This is a genomic window from Mesorhizobium sp. B2-6-2 (genome assembly GCF_006440615.1).
GTDB lineage: Bacteria > Pseudomonadota > Alphaproteobacteria > Rhizobiales > Rhizobiaceae > Mesorhizobium.
Genome location: NZ_VFUG01000013.1, coordinates 105,943 through 127,836, shown reverse-complemented (window position 1 = coordinate 127,836; position 21,894 = coordinate 105,943). Strand labels below are relative to the sequence as shown.

Here is a 21,894-nt window from a genome sequence, read left to right as displayed (position 1 = left end):
TGCATTTGACGACCGCTTGCGAGTGATGCTGATTGGTAGGCGGAAAGTCGTCATAAGAGCCTGCAATTGGGAACGTCAGACTTTCCGAGATTTGCCCACAGGCGCGGATCCGCCTCGCCACTAATTTAAGGGGAACTGGAACATGACAGTCTCTCGACGCGACCTAATTAAAGTGGGCTTGGTCACCGGAACGGCTTTATCAATCCCTTCGGTCCTGCGGGCGCAGACATCGCCAGCCTCAGCGCGGACGGTGCATATGGTGAAGGGCGACCTGCGTGTGTTTGACCCGATCTGGACGGCGACGAACATCACCGCCGACCACGGGGCGGCGATTTACGACACGCTGTTCTCGCTCGACTCCAAGTTTATGCCGCGGCCGCAAATGGTAGGGAAATGGGGCGTTTCAGACGACAAGAAGACTTATACATTCGAATTGCGGGAGGGGCTCAGCTGGCACGACGGCACCCCCGTGACCGCGGCGGATTGTGTGGCCTCGATCCGTCGCTGGGGCCAGGTGCATCCCGGCGGCCAGCTGATCATGGCTCGCGCCAGCGATATCTCGACGAAGGACGGGAAGACCTTCACGATCGCGCTCAAGGAATCGCTTGGGATTTTGATCGATATCCTGGCAGACCTTACGCCGCCATGCCTTTTCATAATGCGCGAGAAGGATGCGAATCGCCCCGCGACGGAGCAGGTGACCACGAATATCGGATCGGGCCCGTTCAGGTTCAATGAAGCTCTTGCCAAGCCAGGCGCGAGCATCACCTATGATCGCAATGAAAAATACGTTCCACGCAAGGAGCCGACCGAGGGATTGGCCGGGGGGAAGGTCGTCAATGTCGATCGCGTCATCTGGGATGTTATCGCTGACCAGCAGACGGCAATGGCGGCTTTGCAAGCAGGCGAGGTCGATTACGTAGAGTCGCCACCAGCCGATCTGTTCTCGGTGATCGAGGGCGATCTCAATCTTGCACTTCAGGTTCTGGACAAGCAGGGCTGGGACGTGGTGCTTCGCATGAACTTCCTGCATCCGCCGTTCAATAACATCAAGGCGCGCCAAGGGGTGCTTCACCTCATTGATCAGGAAGCGTTCATGCGGATCATGTACCCAGACCCAAAATACGTCGACACCGTCACTTCGATATTCGGCAAGGATACGCTCGTGTCCAACGAGGAGGACACGGGATGGTACAAGAAGGGTGGTGACCCGGAAAAAGCCAAGCAGCTATTCAAGGAGGCTGGATACGCCGGCGAGAAGGTGGTCATTCTCGATCCGACCGACTGGCGCGAGTCCGACAATGCCTCGCAGTTTCTGGCAGCTGAACTGCGCAAGATCGGCATCAATGCCGAGCTTGCGCCTATGGATTGGGGCGGACTGACCGCGCGCCGAGCGAAAAAGGACCCCGTTGAGAACGGCGGCTGGAGTATGTTTATCACGGCCGAATTCGATTATTCGCTAGGTAATCCGCTCGCCAGCCCCCTTCTCCTCGCGAATGGAGACGACGCTTGGTACGGCTGGCCGAAGAACGATGAGTATGAGGCGCTGCGGGCCAAATGGGCAGATGTCGCAACGCTCGATGAGCGAAAGGCACTGGCCCGCAAGATGCAACCAATCTGGTGGGACTTTGTCGGCGACGTGAGGTTGGGAACATATGTCTCGCCGGTCGCGCACCGCAAGTCACTCACAGATCTCATCGGCATGCCGCAGATAGTCCCCATGTGGAACATGCGGAAAGCCTCCGCCTAATGGCGGCCTACATCCTGCGCAGATTGGTTTCGGCGATCGCTGTCATGGTGATGGTCGGGATCTTCGTCTTTCTGCTGCTCAGGATGGCGCCCGGCGACCCGGCAGCGATCATCGCCGGCAAGTCGGCGACGGCCGACATGATCGCCGGCATCCGCGAAAAGCTCGGCCTGAACGATCCCATGCCGGTTCAGTTCATGCATTGGGTGCGCGACATGCTGGGCGGCGATTTCGGCACCTCGATCTTTGCGGGCCGACCCGTTCTCGATCTGATGTCGCAGCGGCTTGAGCCGACCCTTTCGCTGTCGATGCTGACGATGATCCTTTCGGTGACGGTCGGAGTCTCATTCGGCATTCTTGCCGCGTGGCGAACCGGCGGGCTCATCGACCGCCTGCTCGCGGTCTTCTCGGCATTTGGCTATTCGGTCCCGGTCTTTGTCATCGGCTATTTTCTGATATATTTCTTCGCCATCAGAACACATTGGCTGCCGGTTCAGGGCTACCTGCCGATCGAGAGTGGCCTCGGGCCGTGGTTCGTGCATCTGGTGCTGCCCACCGTGGCGTTAAGTCTTGGCTTCATTGCGTTCATCGCCCGGGTGACGCGGGCGAGCATGCTTGAGGTGCTGTCGGAAGACTACATACGAACGGCGGCCGCCAAGGGCGCTTCGTCCTATGCCATGCTTATCCACCACGCCCTCAAGAATGCCGGCGTCCCGATCCTGACGGTGATCGGCATCAGCTTCGCCTATCTGATCGGCGGCGTGGTCCTCACCGAAACGGTGTTCAACATACCCGGCATCGGCCGGCTGGTCGTCGATGCTATCAGCAACCGCGACTATCCGATCATCCAGAGCGTGCTGATCGTGACCTCGGGTCTATACGTGCTCATCAACCTCACGGTCGATCTGGCCTACACCCTGATCGATCCTCGTATACGGTACTGATATGACGATTTTGTCGGCACCAGTTGAAGATGTCCCGGCGAGGCGACTGCGCCTGTCTGATCTTCCGCGTCTAGCAAGGCGTCATCCGCTCGTCCTGACAGGCGGCGGCCTACTGGGGCTTCTGATCATCCTGACGCTGGCGGCGCGGGTTTACGCCGGCGATCCGGGGAACATGGATCCGTTCAAGCGGCTGCAGCCGGCTTCCGCCGAAATGTGGTTCGGCAGCGACAATCTCGGGCGGGATGTGTTTGCGCGAACGATCTTCGGGGCCCGCATCTCGCTCCTGGTCGGGCTGCTGTCGGCGGCGAGCGCTTCCCTGATCGGGCTCCTGATCGGTGTCATCGCTGGTTACAGCCGCAGCTTCGACAATGTCGTCATGCGGATCATGGACGGGCTGATGTCGATCCCGACGATCCTGCTGGCGATTGCGCTCATTTCTCTAACAGGTCCGGGGCTCGGCATCCTGATCGTCGCGATCGCGATCCCCGAGACCCCAGCCGTCGCACGGCTGGTCCGGTCGGTGGTGCTGGGGGTTCGCGAGCGCCCCTATGTTGAGGCCGCGCTGTGCGGCGGGGCGCGCCTGACAAGGGTGCTGTGGCGTCATATCCTGCCCAGCACTATTCCGGCGCTGATGGTGCAGGGCGCTACTGTCTGCGCCAGCGCGATCCTGACGGAGGCGGGGCTCAGCTTTCTTGGCGTAGGCGTTCCGCCCGAGATTCCGAGCTGGGGCAACATGATCGCCAGCTCGCGGCTTTATCTCGCCATCGCGCCGTTGACGATCTTTGCCCCCGGTATCTGCCTGGCCGTCACCGTCCTTGCCGTCAACCTGCTCGGGGACGGCCTGCGCGACCTGTTCGATCCCCGCGCCAGGCAGAGGCGCTGACACGCAGATGCATCAAAGGCTAGGAAACGACCTGCTGCTCGAGGTGCGAGACCTCGAAACGCATTTCTTTGGCGAAGACAGCGTCACCCGTGCGCTGGGCGGCATCAGTTTCCAGGTCAAGAAAGGCGAGACGCTCGGCGTCGTCGGCGAATCCGGATGCGGGAAGAGCGTGACGGCCCTGTCGATCCTTCGCCTGTTGCCAAAGCGGGGCGCCAGGACCGTTGGCGGCGAGGTCCGCTTCCAGGGTCGCGACCTGCTTGGACTGTCCGATCGGGAGATGCGCAAGATCCGCGGCGACCGGATCGCCATGATCTTCCAGGAGCCGATGACGAGCTTAAACCCGGTCTATACGGTCGGGCACCAGATCGCCGAAGCGGTTCAGATCCACACCAAGGCTTCCCGCCCGGCGGCCATGAAGAAAGCCGAAGAGATGCTACGTCTCGTCCGCATCGCGGACCCTGAGCGTCGCGTCAACAACTACCCCCATGAAATGTCGGGCGGCATGCGCCAGCGCGCCATGATCGCCATGGCTCTGGCCTGCTCGCCGGAACTGTTGATCGCCGATGAGCCGACGACGGCGCTCGACGTCACCATCCAGGCGCAGATCCTGCGGCTGATCGTCGATCTGAAGGAGCGCACGGGAACGGCCGTGATGTTCATCACACATGACCTCGGCGTCGTCGCCGAGACCTGCCAGCGCGTGATTGTGATGTATGCCGGTCGTATCGTGGAACAGGCCAACGTCATCGACCTGTTTGCGCGACCGGCGCATCCTTACACTCAAGGGCTTATGCGATCGGTGCCCGACCGGCGGCGCGGCCGCGAGCACCGCCTGCCGGAGATACCCGGCGTGGTGCCAAACCTGCGCGAGCCCATTGTCGGCTGCAGCTTTGCACCACGCTGCCCCTTCGCGATCGATATTTGCCGCGAGAAGACACCCATCCTGCGTGATGTCGGGTCGAGCCAGGCCGCAGCTTGTTGGCGCGCCGAAGAGGTAATGGGCGCATGAACGGTCCTCTGCTGAAAGTCGAGAATCTGACCAAGCATTATCCGCTTGGCTCGGGCCTATTCAAGAAAAGCATTCCGATGATCCGGGCGGTGGAGGATGTATCCTTCAGCGTCGAGGCGGGGGAGACGCTGTGCATCGTCGGCGAATCCGGCTGCGGCAAGTCCACAGTCGCGCGACTGCTGATGCGGCTCGTCGAGCCGACCGGCGGACGCGTGCTGATCGAGGGAACCGATATTGCTGGCCTCACAAAAGGCGCGCTGCGCGCCTGGCGCCGTCGCATGCAGATGGTCTTTCAGGATCCTTACTCGTCGCTGAACCCGCGCCTTACCGCCGGACAGATCATCACGGAACCCGTCGAGAATTTCGAGCGCCTCAGCCGAAGGCAGCGCAACGCACTCGCTGCGGATCTACTCCGAAAAGTCGGAATGTCGCGCGAGATGATGCACAGGCTTCCGTCCGAATTGTCGGGCGGTCAGCGTCAGCGGCTCGGCATTGCACGCGCCCTGTCGCTCAACCCCTCTCTCATCATCGCCGACGAAGCGGTGTCTGCCCTCGACGTCTCCGTGCAGGCACAGATCCTGAACCTGCTCCTGGATCTCCAGCAGCAGATGGGCATCGCCTTTGTCTTCATCTCACATGACCTTGGCGTCGTGGAGCATATCGGCCACAGCGTCGCGGTCATGTATCTCGGGCGGCTCGTGGAGCTTGCGCCGTGCGAGGCGCTCTTTGCCAAGCCGGTCCATCCCTACACCGAGGCTCTGATCGCGGCAGCACCGGTCCCGGATCCGACACGCGTTCGGCTGGAGGCGCCCGTCGAGGGTGAGGTGCCAAGTCCCATTCATCCGCCTAGCGGGTGCGCGTTTCATCCGCGCTGCCCGCTCGCGGTCGAACGTTGCCGTGTCGAAGTCCCGGCTTTGGTGCCTATGGGAGATGGGCGGGTCGTGGCTTGTCATGTGCGCGCTCCGCTGCAAGACATCCTCCATCTAATGCCTGTGCCGGGGGATCATTCGCTCGATCCGATGGTTATGTCAGAAACTTTCGCCGCTCGAACATCTCGAGAGCGCCGCTGACATGACCACCCAATCCAATGTAGCGAAAAGAAGAGAAGAAGGACTATGGAAGAAAATTCACACGTGAGCAGTTCTCATCTGGTCCAGCAGGACGGCAACTACGATACGGTTGGTTCAATTCAAACGAACGTTGAAGATGGCTTCACGATGGTAGCAGTCGGCGACCTAATCGTGTCTCGAGCGGTGACAAAATCTCAAGATCCCGGCTTCGGCGCTATCGTCAAAATCCTTCAGGATGCTGATGTCACTTTTGGCAATCTGGAAGTCAACATCTTTGACAGCAGATCTTTCAAGGGATATCCCCAGGCTGAATACGGCGGCGCGTATCACCTCAGCTTGCCGGAGGTCGGACCCGACTTGAAGGCGATGGGGTTCGACATCGTGGGCCGCGCGAACAACCATACTCTTGACTGGGGCATTGAAGGCATGCGCGAGACGAGCCGGGTGCTCGATGAGAGCGGTGTTGTCCATGCGGGGACGGGCGAGAACCTTGCACAAGCTGGTGCTGCGCGTTTCTTCGAAACGGCACGCGGTCGCGTGGGGTTGGTGTCGTTGGCCACAACATTTGCGCCAATGTTTCGTGCGTGCGATCCCGCTGGCGAGGCCCCTGGTAGACCCGGCCTCAACCCGCTTCGCTTGGCGCAAAACATCGTGGTCCCGTCGGATATGCTGAAAAATCTAAGGCAAGTGCGCGATGGATTGCCCGTTTATTACCAATCCGAATGTGAGCCAACATGCGTCGTGATCGCTGGAGTGACCTTCAAGGCGGGCGACAAGGCGGGATACAGCTATGAACCCGACTCGCGCGATGTCGCCGACATCCTGCGGAACGTTCGCCGCGGCAAGCAGTTCTCTGACTTCTGCATTGTCACCAACCACTGCCACGAGCCTGGTAATTTGAGCCAAGAACCGCCAGATTACGAGCAATCCTTTGCGCGCAAAATGATCGACGCCGGAGCGGACGCGTACGTTGGACACGGGCCCCATCTGCTGCGAGGCATCGAAATCTATCGGGGCCGGCCGATTTTCTATAGCCTGGGTAATTTCTTCGAGGACGACCTTGGGACCCCGACCGGCGCCGACATGTTTGACGAATATGCTAAGGACCCGCGCGTCCATACTGATGCGGAGGTGAAGGTCGCCGAGATGGCAAAAGGGTTCACAGACCCGATCTTCTATGAAAGCATTGTCACGGTAAGCCGTTTCGAGCGGAACCAACTTGCCGAATTGCGGCTATATCCCATCGAACTCGGCCACTCCAAACGGTTTGCCGACCGGGGAATCCCTCAGTTCGCCTCGGCACCTCAAGCCAAGGCCATCCTAGAGCGCCTACGGATTTTATCCGAGCCGTTCGGGACCGAGATCAACATCGAAAACGATGTTGGAGTGATCAGATTGACCCCGGCGCGCTGAGGGCTCGACCAAGTTGCCGCATCTGATTGGGCATTTACATCTGCTGAAATAGAGGACGTGGCAGGCTCGGTGGTGCTTTAGAATCTGCAGAAGCCCTACAAGAACCCGCCTCGTGGCCAGACACGATGGCAGTCCTTTGTAGGCACAGGTATCAACGGTTCACCGCTCCCGTTTTCTCTTTTTTGGACATCGACTAGCCGTGGTCCCAGCTAAGCGGCCTCCATCTAAAAGCGCGATGGCACCGTGCCGGACATTATATTGGCGAATTGACGATCGTGTGGCGCATACTTCGAGCGCGGGAAAATGCAAATGCATAACGGCAACCGAACCCGGCTGCCAGATCGCCTGAATACTCGCAATAGGTTGAACAATGAGCGAAGCACCACATCTTACGTTTGATCTCGAGACGCCCGGCGTGAGCAGGGGGCATCTTGTTGTCCCGGGAGGCGCCGACTCCGGAGAGCTTTCGCTTCCGATCTTCAGTCTCAATAAAGGTGAGGGACCGCGCCTCCTTGTCACCGGCGGAAACCATGGCAATGAACTGGAGGGGCCACTTGTCGCGCGACGGCTTATTGAGTGGCTGCCAGAAGCGCAAACCTGTGGAAGGGTTATCGTCCTACCGGTGCTCAATCCATTGGCCGTGCAGGCATGGAGCCGCAATACTCCGCTCGACGGGTTGAATCTCAATCGCGTGTTTCCGGGCCGCGGCGACGGGTCAGTGACCGAACGAATCGCTGATGCGGTGTCCCGCGTATTGTTGCCAATGGCCGACACGATATTTGATCTGCACAGCTTCGGACCAGCGTGGGATTTTCCACCGGCCGCCACGACGCATCCGATTGCCGATCGCGATCTCATGGCCAGGACGGTGAGAATGGCGGAAGCGTTCAAATTGCCCGTGACTTTGGTCTGGGAATATAACGACACGGTTGGAATGTTCGATATCCTGGCCCAAAACCAGGGCAAGGTATTTGTTTGCACTGAATTTGGTGGCGGCACGGTAGGTGCGGATAATCTCGCGATCTTCGAGGCTGGAGTGCGTAACGCGCTCATCGCGCTCGGGTTGGTCGAGGGCAAAGCCGAATATCCAACATTCCTTGAAAAGAAATCCGGTCAAATACTTGAAACTCGTCCGTCCGACGAGTTGAAATCGCCTGCAACCGGTATCTTCGAACCTCGCTGCTCGGTGTTGGACGAAGTGAAGCAGGGAGCTCTCATAGGAATCCTGCATCCGATGGATTCGCTGTCCGCTAAGCCCATTGGTATCCGCGCGCCTGGAACATCCATCGTCTTAGCCATCCGATCGGGCAGGCATGTGCACGTCAACGAAGAGGTAGCAATCGTCGCGCGACCGCAGAAGATCTAAGATCAAATGCCGACCGGCCAGCGCCCCGCCGGCCAGCAGCGTAACGAATTTTATCCCCTCAGAATGAATCGGGTGACTGAATTGCAGATCAAAGACGTGGTCCTTGCGCCTGGCAACGGTGCATTCTTCTATGATGATCAAGCTGCCATCAGGTCCGGCGCCGTCCAGGATGGTTTCATCTATGTCGGCGTACCGACAACGCCTGGGTTCAAGTCGATTCGCATTCCAGCATCATCGCTCAGCGTCGGGCTTGTCCTTGCCGACGACACCGTCGTTTGGGGCGACATGATGAACGTCCAGTACTCTGGTGCCGGCGGACGCGATCCGCTCTTCGATCCGAATCAAATCTCCGATTTGTCGTGGCGGGTCGTGGTCCCGCGGCTTCTCGATGTCGATGCATCTCTTTATCTGGATGCCTGTGCGAAGGTTTTCGAACCCTACGAACATAAGCCGTTGCCACTCGCGATTCAGTATGGCGTCAGCCAAGCTCTCCTTCGCGCGGCCGCCCATCTTCATCATACGACGATGGCGGAGATCATATGCAATGAATTTGATCTGCCTCTACCGACACGTAGGGTTCCGATTTACTGCCAGAGCGGAGATGCTCGCGAAATCAATGTTGACAAGATGATTTTGAAGGGCGTGGATGTTCTTCCGCACGGATTGATCAACTCGCGCCAGAAATTCGGCGTCGACGGTCAGACCTTCATGGAATTCGTCAAATGGGTTGCAACTCGGACAGGTGAAATCGGCCACGCAGGTTATCATCCGGTCTTGCATTTCGATGTGTATGGCTGGATCGGCCAGGAAATCGGCCTGGAGCCGCGACGCGTTGCCGACTTTATCTGCAAGGTTGCAGAAACCGTTCCGGATTTCACGCTCAATATCGAGTCGCCGGCGGATTATGGTTCCACGCAAGCTCAAATTGAGAAATATGCCCGGATCGTATCGATCCTGGATGACCGGGGATCGGGCGCCCGCGTTGTCGTCGATGAGAGATGCAATACGCTTGAGGATATTCTGCTCTTTGCTGAAGCGAAGGCCGCGCACCTTGTTCAGATAAAGACGCCCGATGTCGGCTCCATGGCCGACACGGCTCGGGCCGTTCTCCTTTGCAAGGAAAATGGGGTCGGAGCGTATGTCGGCGGGAGCTGTACCGAGACAGATCTCTCCGCCCAGGGTTCGGTCCACGTATCGGTGGCAACCCAGGCCGACATGATGCTTGCAAAGCCGGGAATGGGTGTCGACGAGGCATTCTCAATTGTCGGGAATGAACAGAACCGGTTGCTGGCGGTCCTGAGGCGTCGGAATCAAAACGAAAACGTTGGATGAAAAGCACGGTGTCGCATGCAGAACTCTCTTGAGGGGATCACCGTCGTAGCGGTCGAGCAGGCCGTGGCCGCACCCTACGCATCGTCACGCCTTGCAGACGCGGGCGCCCGGGTCATCAAGATCGAGAGGCCCGAAGGTGATTTTGCCCGAAACTACGACAAGTTGGTCCAGGGACAGAGTGCTTACTTCGTCTGGCTCAATCGGGGCAAGGAGTCGGTCTGTCTGGACCTGAAGTTGGAAGCGGACCGCGCAGTCCTGGACGCGCTTATTACCGGTTCGGACGTCTTTATTCAGAATCTGAAACCGGGCAGTACCGAAAAACTCGGTTTTGGATCTGCCGATCTCCGCCGACGTTTTCCGCGGCTGATCACCTGCGATATCTCTGGTTTCGGGGACACAGGGCCATATTCCCATTTGAAGGCATATGATCTCATCGTCCAGGCTGAAACAGGTCTATGCGCGATCACGGGCAACCAGCAAGGACCAGCGCGTGTAGGGGTCTCTGTTTGCGACATCTCGGCGGGCATGACCGCGCATAGCGCCATTCTTCAGGCGCTGTATCACCGTGAGGTCACTGGCGAAGGGACAAGCATTCAGGTGTCACTGTTCGATTCCGTCGCCGATTGGATGAACGTGCCGGTTCTGCAGAACGACTACAGCGGCTATCACACAGTACGCGCCGGCGTGAAACACCCGTCGCTGGCTCCGTATGGCGCCTATCGTTGTGCCGATGACAAGGAAGTCATTTTTTCGGTTCAGAACGACCGCGAGTGGGTGAATTTCTGCGAGAAATTCCTGAAGCAGCCGTCGCTTACACGCGCACCTACTTTTGCAGACAATATGGAGCGGCTCGGACACCGTGCCCAACTTGACGAGATTATTGAAAGGCGGTTTTCCGAATTGTCCTGCCACGAAGCGATGCAGGAGCTTGAAGCGGCCGGTTTGGCATATGGGCGACTGAATGAAGTCGCGGATATTTCAAAACATCCCCATGTTCGCAGGGTTGGAATTGGCACACCTGAAGGAACTGTGGAGACGATAGCGCCGGCCGCAACCTTCAACTCTGAGCACCCGTCGCTGCGTCCAGTTCCAGCTCTTGGCGCCCACACGGAGAGCGTCCGCAAGGAGGTTTCAGCGCGTTTGCACGAAAGAGCTGTGTCAGCATGACCGCGCCGCTTGTCGGGAGCGACGCACTCGGGAGTCCGTGCTTGCTCCGGGCAAAGCACCGGCAGCCGGCCGGCAACCTCACTGGCATCGCTCTCGCTAATATCCGCGAGGCGAGTCCATGATCAAGGACAACCGTCCAGCCGCCGAAAGCTCGCTTCCCGTACCGCGCTGGAGATCCCTACTCTTTGTTCCCGCTCACGTTGCGCGTTTTGTGGCAACGGCCCATCAGCGGGGTGCTGATGGCCTCATTCTCGATCTCGAGGATTCCGTTCCGCAGGAGCAAAAAGGCGAGGCACGGCGGCAGCTTCCTGAATCTGTGGCAAAGGTGGGCAGTAAGGGCGCATCGGTTTTGGTCCGCGTGAACCGAGGTTTGCGCGTCTTGGCGGCCGATCTCGATGCAGCTGTGGTGGCCGGTGTCGATGCATTGGTTCTCCCCAAGACGGATTCGGCAGAGTGGGTTTTAGAGATCGCCAATGCGGTTTCGGAACTTGAACGGGAAAGAAATCTTCCCGTGGGACGCATACGTTTCCTCGCCCAGATCGAGACGCCTGGCGCTTTGCGAAAGCTCGCGACCATTGCGTCGGCGCATCCAAGGATGGTCGCAATGGCGCTTGGTCCTGAAGACTTCAGTGCCGCTGTTGGCGGCGTCCCGGGATTTGATCTGCTCCTGGCCCCGAGCCTTGCCGTGCTGTTCGCTGCCCGTGCGGCCGGATTGCTCCCTTTGGGCTTTATTGGAAGCATGGGCGAGTTCTCGGACACCTATAAACTTCGTGAAGCCGCGGCGCATGCGCGGCGGCTTGGCTTTGCCGGAGCTTTGGCGATCCATCCGGCACAAGTGGCCATTTTCAATGAGGCCTTTTCGCCGAGCGCACAGGAGCTCGAGTGGGCCCGTCGTGTTCTCGCGGCGCAAAAAGATGCGGCAGGGCAGGGTCGAGGCGCTTTCGCCTTCGAGGGAAAGATGGTCGATCCGCCGGTGATTCGAAGGGCCCAAGAAATTGCCGCCGCGGGTCCGGACACCGACTTGGACGTTTGAGTCTTGTGCGGCTGATTTAGAGCCGACTGGGTGCGCCGTGGCACAATTATTGCTGTCGCGCCATCGCATTTCGAGATAGATTGCCGAAATTGGAGTTCGCCCTCGGAAGAGTACCCGTGGAAATCAGACAATTAAGATACTTCGTCGGCGTGGTCGAAGCAGGCAGTTTCACGAAAGCCGCGGGCTTCCTTAATGTCGCCCAAAGCGCGCTAAGCCTGCATGTGCGTCAACTGGAGGAAGGCTTCGGGACTCAGCTGCTGATACGTGACAGGACTGGCGTGAGCGTCACAGCGTCAGGAGCCAAATTGCTCGAGCGGGCACGGGCGATCCTCAAAGAAATTCGACTTACTGAGGTGGAATTGACCAACACAGCTTCTTCCCCTGCCGGGGAGGTAACTATGGGCATTCCATCTGGAGCGGCTCGCGTTCTGAGCGGGCCGCTGCTTGAGGCAGTGAGGAACGAATTGCCCAAGGTGTCCCTCAAAATGGTGGAGGGTATGACTGGACCGCTAGAGGAGTGGATGGCTGCTGGACGCTTCAATCTGGCGGTTCTCTACCGCACCGCGGACAGTGTAGGGCGGATGACGGTGCTAGCGCGCGAAAACCTTTGTCTGGTGGTTCCGTCCGGTGAGCCACCCTTCGAAGATGCTATATCTCTTGCTGACCTGCATGCATTCCCGCTCGCGGTCCCCATGCGCAGCAATAACGTCAGACGTTCAGTCGCTGACGTCGTCGCACAACACGGTTGCGCGCTGGACGTCAAGTTTGAAGTGGACTCGCTCTCAACGATCATCAACATGGTTATAGACGGAAAGGCTTATTCTATTCTCGCTCCGTCCGCGGTTCAGAAAGAAGCCTCTCAAGGGCTGGTCCGGACCGTCAAGATCGTTGATCCGGCGATTACCCGATCCGTCGTGCTTGCTGTGAATCCGAAAGATGAGCGTTCTGCATCCGTTTGCGCGGTACGTAAGCTCATCACCAATGTGGCCAGAGAACTGATTGAGAGCCGCGGCTGGGCTGCAGTGGCTGCTGAGCCGACCTGATAACCGTTCAACTACGAAGCTGGGACATGACCGCTTCCCGCCATCAACATCAGATCGATCTGGATTCCAGATGGATTTCGGCACTAATCGATATTTGACCCTCCGCGACCATCGCGATGAAACTGGCTCAAGCGAGTTCAGTGTTTTTGACATCGAACGGCGCTTGTATGGCATGAATATTTCACTAAGTGGAGCGCGCGATGTCCGACGCTAGGAGCCACCACCTCTTTATCAACGGCAAATGGCGAGCCGGCGGTAGCAGAGCCACATTGCCGGTGGTTAATCCGGCGACGGAGAAGGTATTTGCTTCGGTGGCCTCGGCGACCGTGTCGGATTTGGATGAGGCTCTCGCTTCGACAGAACGGAGCCGCAAGGCGTGGTCCTCGCGGCCAGCCAAACATCGTGGCGAGATCCTCGTAGCAGCCGCCAGGATTCTAGCAGAGAGGGCTGGAGCCGCGGCCAGGGACCTGTCGGCCGAACAGGGAAAGACGATTGCCGAAGCGACAGGTGAGTATGTGCGCGCTGTCGAAACGCTGGAATGGAACGGCAGACATGCCGAGGAGCTGTCGACCCCGATTCCGATGGGTCCGAACCGGATGGTCGTCCCGGAGCCCCTTGGCGTCGTTGCTGCCTTTACCCCTTGGAACTATCCGGCCGTTCTCATCGCCCGCAAGCTCGCCCCTGCGCTTGCGGCAGGCTGCCCGGTGATCCTCAAAGGGGCTGAAGAGACACCGAGCGTGGCAGTCCATATTGTTGAATCGTTGCGCCAAGCAGGCGTTCCGGACGGCGTGGTCAATCTGGTCTTCGGTGTGCCGGTGCATATATCGCGGCATTTGCTCAGTTCGCCAATCGTGAAGGTTTTAACTTTCACCGGTTCAACCGCTGTTGGAAAACAGCTGGCCATGCTCGCGGCGAATAATTTGCAGCGCTGCATCCTCGAACTCGGTGGGCACTCCCCGGTTATTGTGTGCGAGGATGCCGACCTGGCAAAGGCCGTACCGGCTATTTCGGAATACAAGTTCGAGTGCGCGGGCCAGAGCTGCAATGCGCCCAGCAGGATTCTTGTCGCGCGGTCCCTCTATGAGGAATTTCTGTCCCGGATGACGGAGGCGGTCCGCAAGATCAGGATCGGCCTACCAGACGACGCTGCAACGGACATGGGTCCGATGGCGAACGCCCGGCGAATAGAAGCAATGCAGCGCCTGACCAAGGATGCGGTCGAACGAGGCGCCCGCATCCAAACCGGTGGCGCCCGCCTTGACCGACCGGGCTTTTACTGGCCGCCAACCATCCTGACGGCCGTACCGAAGGAAGCGAGAGTGCTTCATGAAGAGCCGTTCGGACCGATCCTCACTGTGGCGCCGTTCGATGCGCTCGAGGAGGCGATTGAGGAGGCCAACGCCACCGATTATGGCTTGGCCGCTTATTTCTTCACGGACGCTGCCAATACGCAGCGAAAGCTGATTAATGGCCTTTCGGCAGGCGCTGTCAGTGTGAATTACCTGAAAGGGGTCTCGGCAGACGCGCCCTATGGGGGAGTCAAGCAGAGTGGCTACGGATATGAAGGCGGCGAACAGGGGGTGCGAAGCTTCCAAATCCTCAAAATGGTCAACGGTCTCAGCTCATTTGGATGAAATCGGTGGGAAGTAGAACACGGACCATCGCCGGCAAGGATATCACAAGGAGCGTTGCCGACGCCCTTCAGTACATCTCGTATTACCATCCTCCAGATTACATCCGGTCTCTTTCGCAGGCCTACGTGAGTGAACAGAGTCGAGCGGCGAAGAATGCCATCGGACAGATCCTGGCTAATTCCCGCATGGCGGCCTTCGGACGGCGGCCGATGTGCCAGGACACCGGTCTTGTGGTGTGCTTCGCCAAGGTCGGTATGGACGTCCGCATCAACTCAGCAGCCAGTTTCGCAGACCTCGTGAATGACGGTGTCCGTCAGGCATATCTCGACCCGGACAATCCGCTTCGGGCATCAATTGTTGCCGATCCGCTTGCCCGACGGATGAACACCCGTGACAACACGCCGGCAGTCGTCCACGTTGACCTTGTGCAAGGTAACAAGATTGAGATCACCATTGCGGCAAAAGGCGGCGGTTCGGAGAACAAGGCCCGTTTCACCACTCTGAACCCAAGCGCATCCGTTGCCGATTGGGTGGTCGACACGGTGGCGACCCTCGGCAGCGGATGGTGCCCCCCCGGCCTGATCTCTGTTGGCGTCGGTGGTAGCGCTGAAAAGGCGATGCTGCTGGCCAAAGAGGCCATGAACGAGCCCATCGATATGGTGGAACTGATTGCCAGGGGAGCGTCCAGCCCAGAGGAGGGGCTGCGGATTGAGCTTTATGAGCGGATCAACGCGCTTGGTATTGGGGCCCAAGGCCTTGGTGGTCTGACGACAGTCGTTGACGTCAAGGTTGCGACCTATCCTACTCATGCGGCGTCCAAGCCCGTTGCCCTCATCCCGCAATGTGCCGCCAACCGGCACCTGAAGTTTACTTTGGACGGCTATGGACCCATCCGACTCCAGCCGCCCGATCTGAGCGAATGGCCCGAAATTGGAACGGACGAATTGAGGCCAGCCGGCGTACGCAGGATCAATCTTGATACGCTGGCGAAGGAAGAGACAGCATCGTGGCGCTGCGGGGAAACCCTCCTTTTATCCGGAACGATGCTGACGGGCCGTGACGCAGCCCACAAGCGGATCGTCGAGTTGATCGACGCCGGCAAGCCGCTTCCGTTCGATCTGCAGGGACGCGTTATCTACTACGTTGGACCCGTCCGCGCGGTGGGAGATGAAGTCGTCGGACCGGCTGGGCCAACGACCTCCAGCCGAATGGACGATTTTACGGAAAAGGTACTAGCCGAAACCGGGCTTTTCGCGATGGTGGGCAAAGCGGAGAGAGGGCGGGCGGCAATACAGTCGATTGCAAGATACAAAACGCCGTATCTCATCGCGGTGGGAGGGGCTGCCTACCTGATCTCAAAATCAATTAAGTCAGCGCGGCTTGTGGCCTTCGAAGACCTTGGCATGGAAGCTGTCTATGAATTCGAGGTGAAGGACATGCCTGTCATCGCAGCTGTCGATGTCGAGGGAAACTCCATTCATGATTCCGGACCTCTTGAGTGGCGAAAGCGCATGGCTGCGGACAGCATCGCACGCAACATCGGCGTTTGAACCCTTCGTGACCAAGAGCCGGTCGTTCCAACCCAATTCCAGTGTCGGCAACGGCATAAGAGCTGAAGTCATGAAGGCAAAACCCAATCCTCTGCGCCTGGACGCCTGGGATATCCGCATTCTTTCAGCGATTCAGTCAGACGGTAGGATTTCAAAAAGCGAGCTTGCGAAGCGCGTCCATCTTTCGGCGTCGGCTTGCTCGGAACGTCTCCGTGCACTCGAGGCCGAAGGAATTATTGAGGGATTCTACGCACGGCTCAGTCCAGCCCTCATTGGCGGCATGGTCTTTGTAATGGTGGAGGTCGTGCTGGACCGTCATCGCCTTGAGGACCAAAGACACTTCGAGGTCGCGATCCAAGATTTTCCCGAAATCTTGGATTGCTGGGCAATTGGGGGAAGGATCGATTATCTGATGCGCGTCGCAACACTTTCCATGGCTACCTATCAAGATTTTATGGAGGGGCTGCTGCAGGCAGGGCTGGGGATTGATCAATATTACAGCCTTGTGGTGACCAAACCTGTGAAATCGAATGCACCGATCCCCTTGTCCTCACTAAGACAGCGGTAGACGCCCAGGCCTGATTCCGCGGGTTTGGACCTCCATTCCGCGAATTCCGTGGCGAAACACGCGCATTCCCGTGAAACCCGAAGGAGCGCTTCCCGTATAAGAGGCAACTGGTCGAGCCTGCCCGTAATCAACGGGAGAAGAGGGATGTGCGCGCCTGAGATATCTTGAAACCAAGCAACTGCGAGAGACGGATCCATGGCTGCCAAAGAGAAGTTCAAGTTCAAAATCGAAAACGAAAATTACGATTGGGACAACCGGTTCATAACCGGCGCCGAGGTGCGAGGCGTAGGCCCTGGCATACCGGATAGCATGGACCTTTATGTGAAAAGGCCAGGCCAGCCTGGCCAGTTAGTTGGGCACGAGGACCCGATCGACTTGCTGCCACCGGGGATCGAAAAGTTCTACGCGCAGGATGCAAGTTCCGAAGCCGGAATTGAATAATGCCCCTGTTGTTCGATTCTGATTACGAGACACTCCACAAAGCCGGCGTCAATTTTGAAGAAGAGGAGGGCGCCCGTTTCCTAATATTCAAAAGATTTCCGCTGCCGAAAGGGGTTTACCTGGCAGATGCAAAATCTGCAAACGCTGTCGATGTGTTGTATGAGATTCCGCAGAATTACAATAGCTCGGGTGGGGACATGTTCTGGGTTCACCCACGACTTCACCGGGCTGACGGCAAGCCAATACCAAATACTGGCGGACCTGGTTCCAATGAGGATTCGCGTACGCACAAGGCGACAGTGTTTTGCCGGTGGTCCAGACACTGGCATAAAAATGCCTGGAAGCCAAAGGTCGACGACGTCCAGACAATTATGGACCGGATCTCATGGGCGTTTAAGTACCCGGACGCGAGGCGTTCATGAACGGATATCGGATTTCGATTATCGGTTCCCTCGACGATAGGCTCAAGAGCTGGTTGACCGGGCACCCCGACCGTGACGAGCGGGGCGCGCTCGTCCTCTTCCGCAAAATTGAGAGAACCGTACTGGGTCTGCCGCCGTCAACGCGTTTTGTGGCCGTTGACGCGATTGAGATGGATGGCGACTGGGTGCTGGACAGCTCCCCGGTGCACTTGCGCATCAATCTCCGCAAGTTCCAAGATATCTACTTTCGCTGCGAGCAGGAGCGGCTTGAGCTGGGGTTTGTCCACAGTCACCCAAGGGGCGCTCTGGATTTCTCGACGAAGGATGATCAGAACGAACAAAGCATTCTGAGGGGATACGCTGGCTGCAATGGCCCTGAGGTATCACTTGTCGCGATGATTTTGGCCGACGGACATTGGCGTGCCAGAGTTCGGACGGGTGCGGCCCCTCACGGAGTGGCTGACGTCCGGCATGTGTGTGTGCTCGGGACGCAGCTGTCAGTTCACATCGGCAAGAAGGTCGATGCTGCACCATCGGAAGTGCTAAAGCGACAAGAAGCTGCATTTGGCGAACCATTCAACGAGAAGCTCAGATCGTTGCGCGTAGCAATCGTCGGAGGAGGGGGAACAGGGTCTTCAGTCGCCACACTTATCGCTCGCGCGGGTGTAGGCGAACTCATCATTGTAGACGGCGATTTGCTCGAAGCTAGCAATCTCAACCGCGTTCGCGGATATCGCCGCTGCGATGTAGGCGAGAGCAAAGCTGCTACGTTAGCCCGATATGTTCGGGATCTGGGCCTGAGAGTGACTGTCGTTGCCATTGAGGGGTATGTGAACGAGTCTCCAGAAGCGGTCGATGCCATTTCCAGCGCCGACTTGGTGTTCGGTTGTACTGATGATGTCGCTGGGAGAGAAATTCTCAATCAGGCGGTTTACTATTACTGCCAAGGACTCATCGACTGCGGGCTCACAGGCAATATTGGTCTTGACCAGGACCGTCAGCCGTACCTACGTGATCATAGAGGGCGGGTTAGCACAGTTCTTCCCGAATCTGGTGGGTGCTTAAGATGCCAAGGCGTCGTCACCGAGGAAAAGCTCGATTACGAGAGTGCACTGAAGGCGCGTCCGGAGCTGGCGGAGCTGGATCCAGAGACGCTCCGGGAAGAGTATTATCTGATCGGGGGCGGGGAGCGGGCGCCCGGAGTAGGTCCCTTCACCAGTGCGACCGCCGACATGGCCGTAGCGACCTTGTTTGATCTGGTGCGCCCCTATCGGCGGCTTGCGAGCGACATTCGCCGCGACAATATATGGTACGATTTCGTGCACATGGTAATTTACAGCAATATGCCAAAAGACAACGCTGGTTGTTTTTGCTGCGGTCCAGACGGTTTATTGCTCGCACGCGAGAATGGCTACCGGCTCGGTATGCCGTCACTCGGCAAGCTGTGTTGATTCGCATGTGGTCTTGGTTGTTAAGTTTCCTACGGTGGGCAGAGGAAATCATTCTCGGTCCACGTGGTCCAAAAACACCGGCGGACCGAGTTCCTTCTGAGGCATCGCTCGCGGACGTATCTTTCGCTCGCAATGATGTGGTTGAAAAAACGCCGCCGAATGACGCGGTTCGGCCGGGACAGTTCATAAGCGTCGTGCATAAAGGCCGACCATACTGGGCACTCTTTAGGTGTCCCTGTGGGTGTGGCGATGTGGTTTCATTGCCAACCCACGCGCCACATAACCCCAGGTGGCGCATTGAGGTGAGCGTGGAGGGCCGGCCAACGTTGCATCCCTCCGTTTGGAGAACCAAAGGATGCCTAAGCCATTTCTGGCTCAGCGACGGGAAAGTCTATTGGTGTGAAGACACCGGTGTCGAGCCTTGGCGAGCCCGACCAGACATATACGCAAGAAATCTCTAGAGTGGGTCCTGGAGCCGCGGACGCGTTTGCGGTAAGGCCCGCGCGGCTTCACCGGGCGACGCACCCTTGTCATGGAGATGGGCCGCGCCACCGCGGGTCTCGGCAACGGCCTTCATCGGGAACTGTCCCTCGGCTGCAACAAGCGCCGCAAGTCGGTTTATTTTGAGTCCGACCCGGCCAGCGCGTCCTTGAGGATCTCCACTTGCATGGTCTTGCGGCCGGGAAGCCGCTCGAGGTCGCGAACGTGCTCTTCAAGCCCCGCACTTCTGAACTCCAAAGATTCGTCAGATCCCACCGCAGCCGCTGCAATTCAATCCGTCGATATTCGTCAGCCGCCTGTGCTTGAGTATATCTAAGCCTCCCACATTAGCCGACTGTCCGGTCCAAACGGGCCCAGTCCAGGCAAAGGTACACCAGCTCAGTTGATTTCCACGGCATCTGATCCCGATTCCGCGAATTCGTCTGCAAAAAACATCCATTCCCGCGAAATTCCAGCGGTGTTTCCGGTATACTGCTTGCCAATGAGCTGGCCGGCCAAATGCCCCCGCCATTGTATCGCGAGGAGAGGGACATGCGCTTGAGCAATCTGGGAACCGAGCAACTCCGGGAGAAGGATAGAAGCTTCGTCTTTCATCCTTCTACGCATCTGGCCAAGCACAGCCGAGGCGAAACGCCAAATAGGATCATGGCCGGTGCGGAAGGCGTTTATATCTGGGACACCGAAGGCCGAAGGAGCCTCGACGGTTTCGGAGGCCTCTACTGCGTGAATATGGGTTATGGATGCACGGAGATCGCCGAGGCTATTGCCAGGCAAGCGCACGAATTGCCGTTCGCACACGTCTATGCCAGCCAAGGTACGGAGCCGGTCGCCCTTTTGGCAGAGGCCGTGGTCGAGTATTTCGGTCAGAACATGCGAAGGGTCTATTTTGGCCTCTCTGGTTCCGACGCTAACGAAACCAACATCAAGCTGGTCTGGTACTATAATAATATCCTCGCCCGGCCCGAAAAGAAAAAGATCATCTCGCGAAATCGCGGCTATCACGGATCTGGGCTGGTCACCGGTAGCCTGACCGGCCTTCCGTTTTTTCACAATTTCTTCGACCTGCCTCTGGATTTGGTGCGCCATACCACCACGCCACACTACTACCGCCAGGCGCGCATCGAGGAGAGCGAGGAAGCTTTCTCCCGGCGCTGTGCCGATGAGCTTGAAGCCTTGATCCTGGCTGAAGGACCAGAAACGGTTGCAGCCTTTATCGGAGAGCCGGTACTTGGGACAGGAGGTATTGTGCCGCCCCCCACAGGGTACTGGACGGCCATTCAAGCGGTGCTCGATAAGTACGATATCCTTCTGATCGCTGATGAAGTGGTCTGCGGCTTCGGGCGGACCGGCGAGAAGTTCGGTTCTCACCTGTATAACATGCGTCCGGATTTCGTGACCATCGCCAAGGGGCTGAGTTCCGCCTACCTCCCCATCTCCGGGTCGATCATTGGCGACCGAGTCTGGTCGGTTTTGGAACAAGGAACTGAGAAGCACGGCGCACTTGGCCATGGATGGACATATTCCGGTCACACGCTTTGTGCTGCGGCCGCGCTTGCCAATATTCGACTGCTAAAAGAAAGAAACATCCTGGAACATGTGAAGGATGTCGGACCGTACTGGCAGGCCCGCATGAAAGCCGAACTGGCGGGACATCCCATCGTCGGCGAAGTTCGCGGAGTGGGTATCCTATCCGCGGTAGAGATGATGCGGGACCCGAAACAAAGGATACCATTCGATCCTGACCTTCAGGTCGGGGTGCGCACTGCAGCTGCTCTGTTTGAAAATGGTGTGATCGGACGGGCCATGCCGCATGGCGACATCCTCGGCTATGCGCCACCTCTGATCATTACCCGAAAAGAGATCGACATCATCGTCGGTGCGACCGCGAAATCAGTCGATGCCACATATCGCGCGCTGAAGGCTGAGGGTGCCGTATGATCTTCCAAAGGCGACGGGATTGAGCACTGGCGTGACCATGTGCCAGAATGCTGTCATATCATCCCATGAAAACTCTGCACGGACCAGTCGTAAAGATCCGGCTGCGTCAGGGGCCGTCCTTGGGTGATGCTGGCTTGACTGCATTCTGTTGCGCCGAGCAAACCAAATAGTTGAATTCAAGACATCTGATCCTGAGCATGCTCCGGACCACTTTACTCGCAAGTTGTAACCGACCAGTTCTGCCGCCACTGTCCTGTCCCCCAACAACCAGGGCCTTTGTGCGGCGCGCCCTGCCGGTGTACCTCCCCGCCGGCAGGGCGCCCTTTTTGATTCACCCCATCACCATCATTAAGGGCGGCCGGAAATCAGGCGTTCAAAGATG

At 58.2% G+C, this 21,894-nt stretch carries 18 protein-coding genes and 1 pseudogene; 18 read left to right on the top strand and 1 reads right to left on the bottom strand.

Annotated elements, in window-relative coordinates; translation table 11 throughout:
* The first annotated feature begins 142 nt into the window (after positions 1-142).
* From FJ419_RS22660 to FJ419_RS22580, 17 genes are all read left to right on the top strand, one after another.
* The gene (locus tag FJ419_RS22660) at positions 143-1,750 is read left to right on the top strand and encodes an ABC transporter substrate-binding protein (RefSeq protein WP_064994218.1); all 1,608 of its coding nucleotides are present in this window, start codon (positions 143-145) and stop codon (positions 1,748-1,750) included.
* Positions 1,750-2,691, top strand: coding sequence for an ABC transporter permease (locus FJ419_RS22655; protein ID WP_064994217.1), 942 nt, complete (start codon positions 1,750-1,752; stop codon positions 2,689-2,691). The genes FJ419_RS22660 and FJ419_RS22655 overlap by 1 nt, the downstream gene beginning before the upstream one ends.
* Before the next feature lies 1 nt (position 2,692).
* Positions 2,693-3,574, top strand: coding sequence for an ABC transporter permease (locus FJ419_RS22650; protein WP_064994216.1), 882 nt, complete (start codon positions 2,693-2,695; stop codon positions 3,572-3,574).
* 7 nt (positions 3,575-3,581) lie between these two features.
* Positions 3,582-4,583, top strand: a complete 1,002-nt coding sequence (locus FJ419_RS22645; RefSeq protein ID WP_064994215.1) for an ABC transporter ATP-binding protein — start codon at positions 3,582-3,584, stop codon at positions 4,581-4,583.
* Positions 4,580-5,653: an oligopeptide/dipeptide ABC transporter ATP-binding protein gene (locus FJ419_RS22640; RefSeq protein ID WP_064994214.1), complete on the top strand. Its 1,074-nt coding sequence runs from the start codon at positions 4,580-4,582 to the stop codon at positions 5,651-5,653. The genes FJ419_RS22645 and FJ419_RS22640 overlap by 4 nt, the downstream gene beginning before the upstream one ends.
* Positions 5,654-5,698: 45 nt before the next feature.
* On the top strand, positions 5,699-7,066 hold the full coding sequence (locus FJ419_RS22635; RefSeq protein ID WP_064994213.1) for a CapA family protein: 1,368 nt from the start codon (positions 5,699-5,701) through the stop codon (positions 7,064-7,066).
* Positions 7,067-7,436: 370 nt separating this feature from the next.
* Positions 7,437-8,432 (top strand): succinylglutamate desuccinylase/aspartoacylase family protein, encoded by a 996-nt coding sequence (locus FJ419_RS22630; protein WP_064994212.1) that lies wholly within the window; start codon positions 7,437-7,439, stop codon positions 8,430-8,432.
* An 81-nt stretch (positions 8,433-8,513) separates the two neighbouring features.
* Positions 8,514-9,764, top strand: coding sequence for a methylaspartate ammonia-lyase (locus FJ419_RS22625; protein WP_064994231.1), 1,251 nt, complete (start codon positions 8,514-8,516; stop codon positions 9,762-9,764).
* A 15-nt stretch (positions 9,765-9,779) separates the two neighbouring features.
* Positions 9,780-10,931, top strand: a complete 1,152-nt coding sequence (locus tag FJ419_RS22620; protein ID WP_140698308.1) for a CaiB/BaiF CoA-transferase family protein — start codon at positions 9,780-9,782, stop codon at positions 10,929-10,931.
* 118 nt (positions 10,932-11,049) lie between these two features.
* Positions 11,050-11,964, top strand: a complete 915-nt coding sequence (locus FJ419_RS22615; RefSeq protein WP_086081362.1) for a CoA ester lyase — start codon at positions 11,050-11,052, stop codon at positions 11,962-11,964.
* Between the two features lie 116 nt (positions 11,965-12,080).
* Positions 12,081-13,007, top strand: coding sequence for a LysR family transcriptional regulator (locus FJ419_RS22610; RefSeq protein ID WP_064994229.1), 927 nt, complete (start codon positions 12,081-12,083; stop codon positions 13,005-13,007).
* A gap of 200 nt (positions 13,008-13,207) precedes the next feature.
* Positions 13,208-14,641: an NAD-dependent succinate-semialdehyde dehydrogenase gene (locus FJ419_RS22605; protein ID WP_064994228.1), complete on the top strand. Its 1,434-nt coding sequence runs from the start codon at positions 13,208-13,210 to the stop codon at positions 14,639-14,641.
* Positions 14,638-16,191 (top strand): fumarate hydratase, encoded by a 1,554-nt coding sequence (locus FJ419_RS22600; protein ID WP_064994210.1) that lies wholly within the window; start codon positions 14,638-14,640, stop codon positions 16,189-16,191. Before FJ419_RS22605 ends, FJ419_RS22600 begins: the two co-directional genes overlap by 4 nt.
* Complete coding sequence (locus tag FJ419_RS22595) at positions 16,121-16,759, top strand: Lrp/AsnC family transcriptional regulator (RefSeq protein WP_224655964.1); 639 nt, start codon at positions 16,121-16,123, stop codon at positions 16,757-16,759. Before FJ419_RS22600 ends, FJ419_RS22595 begins: the two co-directional genes overlap by 71 nt.
* Before the next feature lie 195 nt (positions 16,760-16,954).
* Positions 16,955-17,200 carry a multiubiquitin domain-containing protein gene (locus FJ419_RS22590; RefSeq protein ID WP_064994208.1) on the top strand — a complete coding sequence of 82 codons (246 nt, stop codon included), beginning with the start codon at positions 16,955-16,957 and terminating at the stop codon, positions 17,198-17,200.
* A complete protein-coding gene (locus tag FJ419_RS22585) occupies positions 17,200-17,622 on the top strand; it encodes an E2/UBC family protein (RefSeq protein ID WP_064994207.1) in 423 nt (140 codons plus the stop codon). Before FJ419_RS22590 ends, FJ419_RS22585 begins: the two co-directional genes overlap by 1 nt.
* The gene (locus FJ419_RS22580) at positions 17,619-19,073 is read left to right on the top strand and encodes a ThiF family adenylyltransferase (protein WP_064994206.1); all 1,455 of its coding nucleotides are present in this window, start codon (positions 17,619-17,621) and stop codon (positions 19,071-19,073) included. The genes FJ419_RS22585 and FJ419_RS22580 overlap by 4 nt, the downstream gene beginning before the upstream one ends.
* A 486-nt stretch (positions 19,074-19,559) precedes the next feature.
* Here FJ419_RS22580 and FJ419_RS31255 read toward each other — a convergent pair.
* Positions 19,560-19,790, bottom strand: a pseudogene (locus tag FJ419_RS31255) (IS3 family transposase); the annotation flags it as partial.
* Positions 19,791-20,105: 315 nt separating this feature from the next.
* Here FJ419_RS31255 and FJ419_RS22575 point away from each other — a divergent pair.
* Positions 20,106-21,512: an aminotransferase gene (locus FJ419_RS22575; RefSeq protein ID WP_064994227.1), complete on the top strand. Its 1,407-nt coding sequence runs from the start codon at positions 20,106-20,108 to the stop codon at positions 21,510-21,512.
* Positions 21,513-21,894 lie beyond the last annotated feature (382 nt).